The sequence below is a fragment of the Bradyrhizobium sp. KZN70725 genome, from assembly GCF_055264925.1.
Genome location: NZ_JBUYWT010000006.1, coordinates 115,498 through 128,916 on the forward strand (window position 1 = coordinate 115,498; position 13,419 = coordinate 128,916).

Sequence of the window (13,419 nt, forward strand, 5' to 3'; positions counted from 1 at the left end):
CTTCAATTCCGTCCGAAGTTCATCGCGATCGCCAAAGATTGCGCCGACGATTGCGTCAAGGATTGCGCCTGTCTGGAAGATGCAGCGATCGCCTTAAAGAAAAATGACCCCCACTCCTCTGAGACGCGGCGCGTGCTCATTGGTGTGAGGGTCATGATCGCAAATCCGCTTAAGCAGACTTCTTGCTGTTCTTGTCGTCGTCGACCTCGGTGAACTCCGCGTCGACAACGTCATCCTTAGCAGCGTCCTTGGCCGCATCGGCCTCGGCCTGCTGCTTGTACATGGCCTCGCCGAGCTTCATCGAAGCCTGCGCCAGCGTGTTGGTCTTGGCCTTGATCGCCTCGGCGTCGTCGCCCTTCAGCGCTTCCTTGAGGTCGCTGACGGCGTCTTCGATCGCGCGGCGCTCGGTGTCGGCGATCTTCGAACCGTGTTCGGCCAGAGCCTTCTCGGTCGAGTGAACCAGCCCGTCGGCATGGTTCTTGGCGTCGACAGCCTCGCGGCGCTTCTTGTCCTCGGCCGCGTTGACCTCGGCGTCCTTGACCATCTTGTCGATGTCGGCTTCGGACAGACCGCCGGATGCCTGGATCCGGATCTGCTGTTCCTTGCCGGTCGCCTTGTCCTTGGCCGAGACGTTGACGATACCGTTGGCGTCGATGTCGAAGGTCACCTCGATCTGCGGCATGCCGCGCGGAGCCGGCGGAATACCCATCAGGTCGAACTGGCCGAGCATCTTGTTGTCGGCCGCCATTTCACGCTCGCCCTGGAAGACCCGGATGGTGACAGCGCCCTGATTGTCTTCGGCGGTCGAGAACACCTGGCTCTTCTTGGTCGGGATCGTGGTGTTGCGGTCGATGATGCGGGTGAACACACCGCCCAGCGTCTCGATGCCCAGCGACAGCGGGGTCACGTCGAGCAGCAGCACGTCCTTGACATCGCCCTGCAGCACGCCGGCCTGGATCGCAGCGCCGATCGCGACGACCTCGTCGGGATTGACGCCCTTATGCGGCTCCTTGCCGAAGAACTGCTTCACGACTTCCTGGATCTTCGGCATGCGGGTCATGCCGCCGACCAGCACCACTTCGCCGATCTCGCCGGCGGTCAGGCCGGCATCCTTCAGCGCCTTGCGGCACGGCTCGATGGTCTTCTCGACGAGATCGGCCACCAGCGCCTCGAACTTGGCGCGGGTCAGCTTCATCGTCAGATGCTTCGGACCGGTCTGGTCAGCCGTGATGAACGGCAGGTTGATTTCGGTCTGCGTGGTCGACGACAGCTCGATCTTGGCCTTCTCCGCAGCCTCCTTCAGGCGCTGCAGGGCAAGCTTGTCGTTGCGCAGGTTGATGCCCTGCTCCTTCTGGAATTCGTCGGCGAGATAGCCGACCAGGCGCATGTCGAAATCTTCACCGCCGAGGAAGGTGTCGCCGTTGGTCGACTTCACCTCGAACACGCCGTCGCCGATCTCGAGGATCGAGACGTCGAAGGTGCCGCCGCCGAGGTCGTACACGGCGATCGTGCCGGACTTCGACTTGTCGAGACCGTAGGCGAGCGCGGCAGCCGTCGGCTCGTTGATGATGCGCAGCACTTCGAGGCCGGCGATCTTGCCGGCGTCCTTGGTGGCCTGACGCTGCGCGTCGTTGAAATAGGCGGGAACCGTGATGACGGCCTGCTCGACCTTCTGGCCGAGATGCGCCTCAGCGGTCTCCTTCATCTTCTGCAGAATGAAGGCCGAGACCTGCGAGGGCGAATAGGTCTTGCCATCGGCTTCGACCCAGGCGTCGCCGTTCGATGCCTTGACGATCTTGTAGGGAACGAGCTTCTTGTCCTTCTCGACCATCGGGTCGTCATAGCGGCGGCCAATGAGGCGCTTCACCGCAAAGAACGTACGCTCGGGATTGGTCACCGCCTGGCGCTTCGCCGGCTGGCCGACGAGGCGCTCGCCATCGTCAGTGAAAGCAACGATCGACGGCGTCGTTCGCATGCCCTCGGCATTCTCGATCACCTTGGCGTTCTTGCCATCCATTACGGCGACGCACGAATTCGTGGTGCCGAGGTCGATCCCAATGACCTTACCCATGGTTTTGATATCCTCTTTGCTACGGCAGGTTGGTTGGGCCCTGACGGCGCTCCGTACCGAACCCCCAGACGTTCACATACTCGCGATATTGCGACGGTGAGCCTGATATAGGAGAGAGGGTCCTGCCCGCAAGGACTGGACGCAACGTTGAGGCCTGAAAAGACTGACGTTTGAAAGATTGTGTCAGCCCGGCCGCAGCGCCGGTTCAAGCCCGATCCAAGTTAACAAATCGGCAATGATGCGGCACGCCGTCGACCGCGAACATCCGCCACGCGACGTCCGCGCTGTTGAGTGAACACTCACAAACGTCGTATGCGGAAGCGGGCGCAGGCCGAGGGCGCGCTGTTTGGCCGCTGGTGGCCGATCGTCGGAAACGTCGGGAAACTGGAAAGTGCCAGCCAATGGGCACGAAAAGCCCCTGGAATCGGGCCTGCAGGCCCGGAGTGCGGCTTTGGCGGCCTGTTACAGGGTCATCAAAACCGCTAAAAGCGGTCCGACTGAAAGAGGCCATCCAGCCCTGCACCGGCCCCGTTGCGCGGCCACCAAGCAAAACCGGTAGATTCCCCATGACGCCTTTTCGACTTCTCGTTGCGGTTGCCTTGCTGCTTGCTGCCACCTGTCGTGGCTTTGCCGCCGACGTGGTGTTTCCGCCGGGCGCGCATGTCGGGATGAAGCCGCTGGTGGGCCTCAACCGCGCCAAGTCGTTCATCGGCTTCGAGACCGAGGACCAGGGCGTGAAGGTCTTGATCGCCGATCTGCCCGCGGACGCCTACAACGAGGTCGTGAGCGCCTTCAAGGCCAACCCGGCTGGTAGCGGAAACATCAAGCCGGAGAGCCTCGAGACGCCGGCGGGCCTCGCCTATTACACCGTGGAGAGCGCGCGTGACGGCACCACCAATGTGCGGCGCTATTCCATGATCCTGCCGGGACCGACCTTCTCCGGCTATGTCGCGGTGCAGGTGCCGGAGAACGCGAGCAAGATCTACACCGACGACGCCGTGCGGCAGATGTTCGCCACCGCCCAGATCCGCAACGAGGTGCCGGTCGACGAGCAGCTAAGCATGATGCCGTTCAAGGTCACCGAGCTGAGCAGCTTCAAGAATGTCCGCATGCTGGCGCCGGGCGCGGCGCTGCTGATGGCCGACGGCGACGACAAGGGCCTTGAGACCAAGCCCTTTATGCTGCTTGGCATCATCGGCTCGGCCCCGGCCACACCGGATGATCGCGGCCGCTTCGCCCAGCAGATCGCCACCACGATCCCCGGCGTGCGCGACGGGCGGATCACCATGTCCGAACCGATCCGGATCGACGGCCAGCCCGGCTTCGAGACGCGCATCGACGCCGTCAGCGGCAAGGACAATACCCCGGTGACCATCGTGCAGTGGCTGCGATTCGGCGCGCAGACATCGATGCGTATCATCGGCAGCTCCCCGCGCACCGATTGGGAGAAGGCCTTCCCGCGCTTCCGCGCGGTGCGCGACGGCATCCAGCCGCGCGGCTGATCAGCCGCTCGCAGCTCCAGTCGGAAAAATCCCACTTTCGTCGTTCGCCGAACGGAACTAGCCTCCTCGTGCAATTATCAAAGCGAGGAGGGGCTCGATGCCGGATCGACGACAGGTTGTTGCAGGCCTCGGTACGCTGGCGCTTGCCGCGCTGGTTCCAAAACATCTCTGGGCGGCTGCGATCAAGCCCGACGACGGCTCCGCGCTGCTCGTGATCGACGTCCAGAACTGCTTCCTGCCTGGCGGCAGCCTCGCGGTGAAGGACGGCGAGCAGGTGGTGCCGGTGATCAACCGGATCGCCAAGAGCTTTGCCAATGTGGTGATGACGCAGGACTGGCACACGCCCGGACACATCTCCTTTGCCTCGACCCATTCCGGCAAGAAGCCGTTCGAGACCGTCGACCTTGCCTATGGCAAGCAGGTGCTGTGGCCCGACCACTGCGTGCAGGGCACCGACGGCGCATCGCTGTCGAAGGAACTCGCGATCCCGCAGGCCGAGCTGATCATCCGCAAGGGTTTTCACAAGGACGTCGACAGCTACTCCGCCTTCACCGAGGCCGACGGCAAGACCACCACCGGGCTCGCCGCCTATCTCAAGGCGCGCAACGTCGAGCGGGTTTTCGTGGCCGGGCTCGCCACCGATTTCTGCGTGGCATGGACCGCGCTCGATGCGCGCAAGGCCGGCTTCGAGACCTATGTGGTGGAAGATGCCTGCCGCGGCATCGACACCCAGGGATCGCTCGCCAAGGCCTGGGACGACCTGGCCAAGGCCGGCGTCAAGCGCATCCAGTCCTCGGATATCGCGTAAGACGCAGCCTCGCGAGATTCGCATGGCCGAGCCTGCGTCACCTCATGCATTCGATCTCGCGCAGCGCCTGCCGTCGCCGCGCATGGCTGGCCTGATCGTCCGGATCACCGGTTATCGCGAGACCGCAACGGGCCGGTTCGCGCAGCGGCAGACCGCGCCGCTGATCGTCCCGCTGATCATCAGTTTCGGCTCGCCGTTCCTGATCGCGCTGTCGCGCGAGCCCGGTGCGGCCGATCGTCAGCTCAGCTTCGCCGCCGGCCTGCATGCCGGGCCTGTCTACATCGAGTCCGACGGGCGCGCCGCCTGCGTGCAGGTCGATTTCACCCCGCTCGGCGCCTACGGCTTCTTCGGCGGCGCCGTGACCGACCTGGTCGGGCGCATGGTCGATATCGACGATGTGCTCGGCCATGATGGCCGTCGTCTGCGCGAACAGCTCGGCGCCGTGACCTGCTGGCAGCGCCGCTTCGACCTGATCGAGGCGTTCGTGCTGCGCCGCGCCGGCCACATGCCGTCTCCCGAAATCGCGTTCGCCTATCGAAAACTGGCGCGTTCGGCCGGCGCTATCAGCATCACGGCATTGGCCGACGAGATCGGCTGGAGCCGCAAGCATCTGGCTGGCCGGTTTCGGTCCGAACTCGGCCTCGCCCCCAAATCGCTGGCGCGCATGATGCGGTTTCACCGGGCGAGCCGGCTGGCGCAAAGCGGCGCAGCGCTTGGCTGGGCGGGGATCGCGGCGGAAAGCGGCTATGCCGACCAGGCCCATCTCGCCCGCGAGTTCGTCGAATTCGCAGGCGAACCGCCAACCGCCTGGGCGCGCCGCCGGGCGCTGACCGACCGCCGGCTGGTTCACGCCGGCGATGGGCTGGCGGACTGGTAACAAACCTTCAAGCCAACGCCGCGTTGCCCCGTGCAGGATGGCGCCGTCAGCCAAGGAGGTGAGCGACCATGACGCACGACATCGAACCGCCCCGCATCTACCCAACCCTGCGCTGCAAGGATGCCGAGGCGATGACCAATTGGCTCACGACGGTGCTTGGGTTCACCGAACACGTCGTCTACCGCGATGGCGGCGTGATCCATCACGCCGAGCTCGCCTATGGTTCCTCGATGCTGATGCTGGGCCAGAGCCGCGACGACGCATATGGCAGGCTGGTCGGCGACCTCGACAACCGCCGCACCGACTCGATCTATATCGCCGTCGACGATCCCGACGCGCTGCACGCGAAGGTCAAGGCTGCCGGAGCGAAGATCGAGATGGAACCGCGAAACACGGATTATGGCAGCCGCGACTTCGCCTGCCGCGATCCGGAAGGAAATCTCTGGAGCTTCGGCACCTATTGGCCGAAGGCACACGAGAAGCCGCGACTGTGAGCCCGCGCAATCCGCGAGCTCACAGACGGGTGTCCGGGATCGGACGGATCAGGCGGTGATGTCAGCGGTCGGGGCGGCCTTGGCGCCGCCCTTGGAGACGCCGACCAGCGCCGGACGCAGGATGCGCTCGCCGATCATGTAACCGGCCTGCACGACCTGCACCACGGTGCCCGACGGCACCGACGGATCGGGCACCTCGAACATCGCCTGCTGGAAGTTCGGATCGAACTTCTCGCCGATCGGGTCGAACTTCTTGACGCCGTTCTTCTCCAGCGCGTTGAGCAGCGAACGTTCGGTCAGCTCGACGCCTTCGATCAGCGCCTTCAGGCCGGGATCGGCGGCTTCCTTGGTCTCGGCCGGCACCGCATCGAGCGCGCGCTGCAGGTTGTCGGCGATATCGAGCACGTCGCGGGCAAAGCCGGTGATGCCGTAGGTCTTGGCGTCGGCGACCTCGCGGCGGGTGCGCTGGCGGAGATTCTCCATCTCGGCCAGGGTGCGCAGCGTCCGGTCGCGCGCCTCGGCGAGTTCCTTGGTCAGCGCCTCCGCCGATCCGGCTTCGGGCTCGTCAGGCATGATGTAGGGCTTCGAGACCACGGGCTCACCCGTCGGCGCCGAATTCTCGGTGTTGTCATTGGCCCGGTTCGGATCGGTCATGGCTTGCCTTCTCGAAAACTCGCGTCGGTTCAAATCTTGGGGATTGCTTGCCGGGATATCGTGCTTTGGGCGGCGAAAATCAAGCGCAACATACCGGTCTCGGGAACTGGGATCTCCGGCTTGGGTGAAGAAAACCCGTCAAATGAAAGCGAAATCGCCCCCCGGTCAGCCGCCCAGCATCTTGCTGACGATGCGCGCGGCATAATCGACGGTCGGGATCACCCGCGCATAGTTCAGCCGCGTCGGTCCGATCACGCCGAGGACGCCCACGATCCGCCCCTGGGCGTCGCCGTAGGGCGCGATGATGGTCGAGGAACCCGACAGCGAGAACAGCTTGTTCTCCGAGCCGATGAAGATCCGCACGCCCTCGCCGCGTTCGGCGCGGCCGAGCAGATCGATCACCCCGCGCTTGGTTTCGAGATCGTCGAACAGCGACTTGATGCGCTCGAGATCGTCGAGCGCGTGCAGGTCCTCGAGCAGATTGGCGTGACCGCGCACGATCAGCTGGCGGTCCTCATTCTCGCCGCCGGACCAACTCGCGATGCCCGCCGCGACCACCTTTTGCGTGAGCTGATCGAGCTCGGCGCGATTTTGCGTCAGTGCCGTCTCGAGCTCGAGCCGCGCTTCGGCCAGCGTCCGGCCGCGGATCCGCGCATTGAGGAAATTGGTCGCCTCGGTCAGGGCTGAGGATGGAACACCCGGCGGCAGTGCCAGCACGCGGTTTTCGACCTGGCCGTCTTCGCCGACCAACACGACCAGCGCCTTTTCCGGCTCCAGCCGGACGAACTCGATGTGCTTCAGCCGCGCATTCGACTTTTGCGTCAGCACCACCGCCGCGGCGCGGGTCAGCCCCGACAACCGCGTCAAGGCTTCGCCAAGCGCGGCCTCGACGGATTGCGCGCGGCCGACGGCCGCAAGCTGGGTCTGGATCGACTGACGCTCGGCCTCGGTGAGGTCGCCGACCTGCATCAGCGCATCGACGAAGAAGCGCAGCCCGAGTTCGGTCGGCAAGCGGCCGGCGGAGGTGTGCGGCGCATAGATCAGGCCGAGCTGCTCGAGATCCGACATCACGTTGCGGACCGAGGCCGGCGACAGCGGTAATGCGATCAGGCGCGAAATGTTGCGCGAACCGACCGGCTCGCCGGTTGCGAGATAGCTTTCGACGATTTGACGAAAAATATCGCGCGAACGCTCGTTGAGCTGGGCGAGCCCGGCATGCGGCGCGATCAGGCCAATCGGATCGTGGTGAGTCACACTCCAGTCCCTCACAATTACTGCATAATTTGTCGATCCGGGAGGCCGATGACAAGCATGCATTCGGCCCCGTCGTACCGGACCCTACCGGGGCCGAAAACCCTCGCCAAAACCCTTGCCGCTGCCCCTTCCCGCTCCTACAAGCACCGCCAGCCAATTTTCTCGGATTTCTGGAGGATTTCATGCGGCCAAGCCGCCGTGCACCCGATGAACTGCGTCCCGTGTCGCTGGAACGCGGCGTCGTCAAATATGCCGAGGGTTCCTGCATGGTGAAGTTCGGCGACACCCATGTGCTGGTGACCGCCACGCTGGAAGAGCGGCTGCCGCCGTGGCTGAAGGGCCAGGGCCGCGGCTGGGTCACCGCCGAATACGGCATGCTGCCGCGTGCTACCCTGGAACGCACCCGCCGCGAGGCCTCGGCCGGCAAGCAGGGCGGCCGGACGGTCGAGATCCAGCGGCTGATCGGCCGCTCGCTGCGCGCGGCCGTCGACCTCGAGGCGCTCGGCGAGCGCCAGATCACGGTCGATTGCGACGTCATCCAGGCCGACGGCGGCACCCGCACCGCCTCGATCACCGGTGCCTGGGTGGCGCTGGCCGACTGCATCAACTGGATGAAGACCCGCAACATGCTGAAGACCAATGTGTTGCGCGACAATGTGGCGGCGATCTCGTGCGGCATCTACCAGGGCACGCCGGTGCTCGATCTCGACTATGCCGAGGATTCCGAAGCCGACACCGACGCCAATTTCGTCATGACCGGCGACGGCCGGATCATCGAGGTGCAGGGCACCGCCGAGAAGACGCCGTTCTCGGAAGGTGAATTCCTGGCGCTGATGGCGCTGGCGCGCAAAGGTGTCGCGCGTCTGGTCGACTTGCAAAAGATCGCGGTGGCGTAGTCAGATTGGTCATGCACCGCCGAATCACCGGAAGGCTCGTCATCGCCACCCATAATCCCGGCAAGCTTGCCGAGATGCGGGAACTGCTGGCGCCGCACGGCGTCGAGGTGGTGTCGGCCGGCGAGCTCGACCTCGCCGAGCCCGAGGAGACCGGCGACAATTTTCGCGCCAACGCGGCGATCAAGGCGATCGCGGCAGCGAAGGCGACCGGACTGCCCGCCTTCGCCGACGATTCCGGCCTCGTGGTCGACGCGCTCGACGGCGCGCCCGGGATCTACTCGGCGCGCTGGGCCGGCGAGGGCAAGGACTTCATGGCGGCGATGACGCGGATCGAGCGGCTGCTGCAGGAACGCGGCGCCACCGCACCGGACCGGCGCAAGGCGCACTTCGTGTCGGCGTTGTGCGTGGCCTGGCCCGACGATCATCTCGAGCAGGTCGAGGCCCGCGTCGATGGAACCCTCGTCTGGCCGCCGCGTGGCACCGCCGGCTTTGGCTACGATCCGGCCTTCCTGCCCGACGGCTACACGCGGACCTTCGGCGAGATGACCAGCATCGAGAAGCACGGCCTGCCGCCGCTCGGGCTCGGCCTGTCGCATCGCGCCCGCGCCTTCGTGAAGCTCGCGGAGATCTGCCTTGAGCCACGCTGACCGAGAAGCCTTCGGCGTCTACGTGCACTGGCCGTTCTGCCTGTCGAAATGCCCGTATTGTGATTTCAACAGCCATGTGCGGCATGCGCCGGTCGACGAGGAGCGTTTCGTGCGCGCGTTCGCCCGCGAGATCGAGACGACGGCCGCGCGCGTGCCGGGGCGGCAGGTGTCCTCGATCTTCCTCGGCGGCGGCACGCCGTCGTTGATGCAGCCGAAGACCGTCGGTGCCGTGCTCGATGCGATCGGCAAGCACTGGACGGTGGCGCGCGATGTCGAGGTCACGCTCGAGGCCAATCCGACCAGCGTCGAGGCGACGCGCTTTCGCGGCTATCGCGCAGCCGGCGTCAATCGCGTCTCGCTCGGCGTGCAGGCGCTCGATGACGTCTCGCTGAAGGCGCTTGGCCGCCTGCACACCGCGCGCGAGGCGCTCGACGCGGTCGCGATCGCGCGCTCTGCGTTCGACCGTTACTCGTTCGATCTGATCTATGCCCGCCCCGACCAGACGCCGCGGATGTGGGCCGATGAACTGAAGCAGGCGATCTCGGAAGCGGCCGAGCATCTGTCGCTCTACCAGCTCACGATCGAGGAAGGCACGCCGTTCTTCGGGCTGCATGCCGCCGGCAAATTGCAGACGCCGGACGAAGCGACCGCGCGCGCGCTCTACGACGTGACGCAGGAGGTCTGCGCCCGCGAGGGATTGCCGGCCTATGAGATCTCCAATCACGCCCGCGCCGGCGCGGAGTGCAAGCACAACCTCGTCTACTGGCGCGGTGAGGAATATGCCGGCATCGGCCCCGGCGCACATGGCCGGCTCGACATCGATGGCGTCAGGCACGCGACCGCAACCGAGCGGCGCCCCGAGGCGTGGCTGTTGAACGTCGAGGAGCGCGGTCACGGCGTCGTCAGCGATGACAGCCTCAACAGCGAAGAACGCGCCGACGAGTTTCTGCTGATGGGGCTGCGGCTCGCCGAGGGCATCGATCCCAAGCGCTATGCGAAGCTCTCCGGCCGCCAGCTCGACCCGCACCGGATCGCGATGCTGCGCGAGGAAGGCGCGATCGCCGTCGACGCCGACGGACGACTGCGGGTGACGACGTCGGGATTCCCGGTGCTCGACGCGGTCGTTGCGGATCTCGCCGCCTAGAACCTATCCCGTTCCGATTGAATCGGAACGAGGCTCTAGATTCTTGTTTTGACGCGTTTTCTTCACGCGAACCGGTATCCACTTCGCTCGAAACCGCTCTAGGTGCATGCTGCCAAATATCGAAAACAACCCCATGCAAAGGAGCTGGCGGGTGCCGGCGCTCGACAAGGCAGCTTGACCGCCCGACGAAAATCAAGCGCCAAAGCTCTTCGGCGAGCCTGCCACCGGCGTGCTGCCGCCTGAGGCCACCTTCATGACCGCAAGGCCACGCTCATTGGTGCCGTCGGAGCGGAAGCGGAACAGACCGTCGATACCGGCAAAGCCGGACGGATTGGTCAATGTCTCCGGCGCAAAGCGCTGCGCCCCTTGCGTGCGCGCGAGCGCCGCCATCAGCGCCACGGCATCATAGGCAAGCGTCGCGGTGCGCACGGGCTCGCCGCCATATTTGCCGCGGTAGCGCCCGGCGAAGCTGCGGAAGCCGGACGGATCGGGCGCGGCGTAGAGGCCACCCTGCAAGACGGGGCTCGCGAACACCCGCGGATTGTCCCACAGCCCGGTGCCGAGCAGCTGGATGTTGCGCAGATTGGCGCCGGCTGCGGTCAAGGCATCGGCGGTCGCGACCACCGAATCACCATCGTCGGCGATCAGCAGCGCATCGGCCTGGCCGAGCGCCTGCGCCACGGTTCGCGCCGGCGTCGCGCGATCGGCGCCATATTTCTCGAATGCGACGACGCGGCCGTTCTTGCGGCCGACCGCCTGCTTGAACGCGGCCTCGACCACGTTGCCATAGGCGTTGTCCGGCACCATCGCGGCGAACGAGCGCTTTCCGATCCCCGCCGAGTAGTCGACGATGCGGTTGATGTCGGACTCCGGCAGGAAGCTCAGCAGATAGACGCCGCGCCCGGCCACGCTCGAATCGGTGGAGAACGCGATCACCGAGGTTCCGCGCGGCCGCGTCAGTTGCGCGACGGCCGGCACCGAGCCTGCGAACAGCGGTCCCAGGATGATCTCGGCGCCTTCGGACAGTGCCTGCTGGGCACCCTGCGATGCGCCCTGCGGGCTGCCGCCATCGTCCTTGATCAGGAGCTGGATGTTCGGGTTCTGAAATTCCGCCAGTGCCATTTCGGCCGCGTTCCGCATCGACTGGGCGGCAAGCCCGGCATTGCCGGAAGCCGACAGCGGCAGGATCAGCCCGATCTTGACCTGCCCGGTGCCGACCGCCTGCGGCTGCTGCTGCGGGCCGGCAGGACCGCCTTCCTGGTTGCCGCCGAACGGGCTGGAAAACTGGCTCAGGCTTTGCTGCACGCCGGAACAGGCCGTCAGCAGCGGCGCGCCCACGATGAGGCCGAGCGCGGTCCGCCGGGTGGTGCCCGACGGCGGGGACTTGCGGTGATGCGGGCCTTCCATCGTCTCTCTTCTCTTGGCCGACCGTGATCAGCCAGGACTCCATCCAGCTCTGATGAGGCGGGTGGATTCAGGCATATTCTCGGCGAATAGTTAACTAAAACAAAAGGATTATGGCCCCGCGGCGCCCTTGCCGCGGCCTCCATTCCCCCGTCAGCCAGCGTTCCGTCACCGCCGTTTGCGGATGTGGCGCAAGCGCCGCCATCCCTCTAGAGCTTATCCCGTTCCGATTGAATCGGAACGGGGCTCTAGATTCTCGGTTTGACGCGTTTTCTTCACGCGAACCGGTACCCACTTCGCTCGAAAACGCTCTAGATTGGCATTATGCGCGCAAAAGCCAGTTCCCTCCACAGTTCGGATGCCACGACAGGCGCTGCGGCCAGAACATTTTCGATCGGCGGCCAGCAATTGGCCGCGCCAAGGGCAGCACCCGGGCTCCATCTGGTCGCGACCCCGATCGGAAATCTCGCCGACATCACCCTGCGCGCGCTGGAAACGCTGGCCGGTGTCGACGTCATCGCCTGCGAGGACACGAGGATTACCCGGCGGCTGACCGAGCGTTATGCGATCGCCGCGGAGCTTGCGCTCTACCACGAGCACAACGCGGCCCAGGCCCGTCCAAAAATCCTGGAGCGGCTGGCGCAGGGCGCCGCGATCGCGCTGGTTTCCGACGCCGGCACGCCACTGATCTCCGATCCCGGCTTCAAGCTGGTGCGCGACGTCTGCGCCGCCGGGCATGCCGTCATCGCGGTGCCGGGGCCATCATCGGTGCTGACGGCGCTGTCGGTCGCGGCATTGCCGACCGACCGGTTTTTCTTCGAGGGATTTTTGCCCGCCAAGGAGCACGCGCGCCGCGCCCGGCTCAACGAGCTGGCGAGGGTCGATTCGACGCTCGTGATGTTCGAATCGGGCAATCGCGTACAGGACACGCTGCGCGATCTCGCCACGATCATGGCCGGCCGCGATGCCGCGATCTGCCGCGAGCTGACCAAGCTGCACGAGGAGATCACGCGCGCGCCGGTCGCCGCGCTGGCGGCAGGCGCGGACGCGCTGGAAACACGCGGCGAGTTCGTGCTGGTCATCGGACCGCCGGCCGATGATGCCGGGGTGATGGACCAGGATACGCTCGACGGTCTGCTGCGGGCGCAACTCGGCCGCGGCAGCGTCAAGGATGCGGTCACCCATGCGGTCGAACTGTCGGGCCGGCCGCGCCGCGAGGTCTATGCCCGTGCCCTCGAGCTTGCGAAGACCATCGGGGACGGCAATGGCGAAGACTGACAGCGCCTCGCCCGAGCGCGTCGCGGCGTTCCGAACCGGCATCTCGGCGGAGAGCCGCGCCGCAGCGCTTCTGATCGCCAAGGGCTATCGCATCCTGGCACGACGCTTCCGCACCCCCTTTGGCGAGATCGACCTGGTGGTGCGCCGGCGCAATCTGCTGGCCTTCGTCGAGGTCAAGGCCCGGGCCAGCCTCGACGACGCCGCCTATGCGGTGACGCCGCGCCAGCAGCTGCGCATCATCAATGCCGCCCAGGCCTGGCTGATGGCGCATCCCGAACATGCCGAATTCGAGCTCAGATTCGACGCCGTGCTGATTGCGCCGAAGAGCCTGCCGCGCCATTTGTTAGCGGCATTCGACGCCAGCCCTAATTAACCTCAAGACCTCGCGGG

Annotated in this window: 13 protein-coding genes; 9 read left to right on the plus strand and 4 right to left on the minus strand. The window is 65.7% G+C overall.

All coding sequences use genetic code 11. From position 1 onward, the window contains the following. Nucleotides 1–169 precede the first annotated feature (169 nt). The gene (dnaK, locus tag ACZBJS_RS08105) at nt 170–2,071 is read right to left on the minus strand and encodes a molecular chaperone DnaK (RefSeq protein ID WP_026192053.1); all 1,902 of its coding nucleotides are present in this window, start codon (nt 2,069–2,071) and stop codon (nt 170–172) included. A 566-nt stretch (nt 2,072–2,637) separates the two neighbouring features. On the opposite strand from dnaK, the gene ACZBJS_RS08110 reads away from it, so the two are divergent. From ACZBJS_RS08110 to ACZBJS_RS08125, 4 genes are all read left to right on the plus strand, one after another. After that, a complete protein-coding gene (locus tag ACZBJS_RS08110) occupies nt 2,638–3,573 on the plus strand; it encodes a hypothetical protein (protein WP_057020358.1) in 936 nt (311 codons plus the stop codon). Between the two features lie 97 nt (nt 3,574–3,670). Beyond that, a complete protein-coding gene (gene pncA / locus ACZBJS_RS08115) occupies nt 3,671–4,381 on the plus strand; it encodes a bifunctional nicotinamidase/pyrazinamidase (protein ID WP_316398096.1) in 711 nt (236 codons plus the stop codon). A gap of 22 nt (nt 4,382–4,403) precedes the next feature. Further along, entirely contained in the window at nt 4,404–5,258 is an 855-nt protein-coding gene (locus ACZBJS_RS08120) for a helix-turn-helix domain-containing protein (protein ID WP_316398097.1), read from the plus strand. Nucleotides 5,259–5,326: 68 nt separating this feature from the next. Continuing rightward, complete coding sequence (locus ACZBJS_RS08125) at nt 5,327–5,752, plus strand: VOC family protein (protein WP_316398098.1); 426 nt, start codon at nt 5,327–5,329, stop codon at nt 5,750–5,752. A gap of 48 nt (nt 5,753–5,800) precedes the next feature. On the opposite strand, the gene grpE is transcribed toward ACZBJS_RS08125, so the two are convergent. Beyond that, nucleotides 5,801–6,406: a nucleotide exchange factor GrpE gene (grpE, locus tag ACZBJS_RS08130; RefSeq protein WP_028341763.1), complete on the minus strand. Its 606-nt coding sequence runs from the start codon at nt 6,404–6,406 to the stop codon at nt 5,801–5,803. A gap of 165 nt (nt 6,407–6,571) precedes the next feature. After that, complete coding sequence (hrcA, locus tag ACZBJS_RS08135) at nt 6,572–7,660, minus strand: heat-inducible transcriptional repressor HrcA (RefSeq protein ID WP_016841498.1); 1,089 nt, start codon at nt 7,658–7,660, stop codon at nt 6,572–6,574. Between the two features lie 182 nt (nt 7,661–7,842). Here hrcA and rph point away from each other — a divergent pair, with 182 nt between their 5' ends. The 3 genes from rph to hemW are packed head-to-tail and all read left to right on the plus strand — an operon-like array spanning nt 7,843 to nt 10,347. Further along, nucleotides 7,843–8,556 carry a ribonuclease PH gene (gene rph, locus ACZBJS_RS08140; RefSeq protein ID WP_016841497.1) on the plus strand — a complete coding sequence of 238 codons (714 nt, stop codon included), beginning with the start codon at nt 7,843–7,845 and terminating at the stop codon, nt 8,554–8,556. Nucleotides 8,557–8,567: 11 nt separating this feature from the next. After that, complete coding sequence (rdgB, locus tag ACZBJS_RS08145) at nt 8,568–9,203, plus strand: RdgB/HAM1 family non-canonical purine NTP pyrophosphatase (protein WP_057020354.1); 636 nt, start codon at nt 8,568–8,570, stop codon at nt 9,201–9,203. Next, complete coding sequence (gene hemW / locus ACZBJS_RS08150; protein ID WP_253588381.1) at nt 9,190–10,347, plus strand: radical SAM family heme chaperone HemW; 1,158 nt, start codon at nt 9,190–9,192, stop codon at nt 10,345–10,347. The genes rdgB and hemW overlap by 14 nt, the downstream gene beginning before the upstream one ends. Before the next feature lie 192 nt (nt 10,348–10,539). On the opposite strand, the gene ACZBJS_RS08155 is transcribed toward hemW, so the two are convergent. Beyond that, the gene (locus tag ACZBJS_RS08155) at nt 10,540–11,754 is read right to left on the minus strand and encodes a penicillin-binding protein activator (RefSeq protein WP_057020352.1); all 1,215 of its coding nucleotides are present in this window, start codon (nt 11,752–11,754) and stop codon (nt 10,540–10,542) included. A gap of 321 nt (nt 11,755–12,075) precedes the next feature. Here ACZBJS_RS08155 and rsmI point away from each other — a divergent pair, with 321 nt between their 5' ends. Next, nucleotides 12,076–13,029, plus strand: a complete 954-nt coding sequence (rsmI, locus tag ACZBJS_RS08160; RefSeq protein WP_316398099.1) for a 16S rRNA (cytidine(1402)-2'-O)-methyltransferase — start codon at nt 12,076–12,078, stop codon at nt 13,027–13,029. Beyond that, the gene (locus ACZBJS_RS08165; protein WP_076833711.1) at nt 13,016–13,402 is read left to right on the plus strand and encodes a YraN family protein; all 387 of its coding nucleotides are present in this window, start codon (nt 13,016–13,018) and stop codon (nt 13,400–13,402) included. Before rsmI ends, ACZBJS_RS08165 begins: the two co-directional genes overlap by 14 nt. Nucleotides 13,403–13,419 lie beyond the last annotated feature (17 nt).

Bases quoted from the DNA above. Each gene is read 5' to 3' on its own strand.
- rph (WP_016841497.1), top strand. From the start codon at position 7,843: ATGCGGCCAAGCCGCCGTGCACCCGATGAACTGCGTCCCGTGTCGCTG.
- pncA (WP_316398096.1), top strand. From the start codon at position 3,671: ATGCCGGATCGACGACAGGTTGTTGCAGGCCTCGGTACGCTGGCGCTT.
- ACZBJS_RS08110 (WP_057020358.1), top strand. From the start codon at position 2,638: ATGACGCCTTTTCGACTTCTCGTTGCGGTTGCCTTGCTGCTTGCTGCC.
- rdgB (WP_057020354.1), top strand. From the start codon at position 8,568: ATGCACCGCCGAATCACCGGAAGGCTCGTCATCGCCACCCATAATCCC.
- ACZBJS_RS08120 (WP_316398097.1), top strand. From the start codon at position 4,404: ATGGCCGAGCCTGCGTCACCTCATGCATTCGATCTCGCGCAGCGCCTG.
- grpE (WP_028341763.1), bottom strand. From the start codon at position 6,406: ATGACCGATCCGAACCGGGCCAATGACAACACCGAGAATTCGGCGCCG.
- ACZBJS_RS08125 (WP_316398098.1), top strand. From the start codon at position 5,327: ATGACGCACGACATCGAACCGCCCCGCATCTACCCAACCCTGCGCTGC.
- dnaK (WP_026192053.1), bottom strand. From the start codon at position 2,071: ATGGGTAAGGTCATTGGGATCGACCTCGGCACCACGAATTCGTGCGTC.
- ACZBJS_RS08155 (WP_057020352.1), bottom strand. From the start codon at position 11,754: ATGGAAGGCCCGCATCACCGCAAGTCCCCGCCGTCGGGCACCACCCGG.
- rsmI (WP_316398099.1), top strand. From the start codon at position 12,076: ATGCGCGCAAAAGCCAGTTCCCTCCACAGTTCGGATGCCACGACAGGC.
- ACZBJS_RS08165 (WP_076833711.1), top strand. From the start codon at position 13,016: ATGGCGAAGACTGACAGCGCCTCGCCCGAGCGCGTCGCGGCGTTCCGA.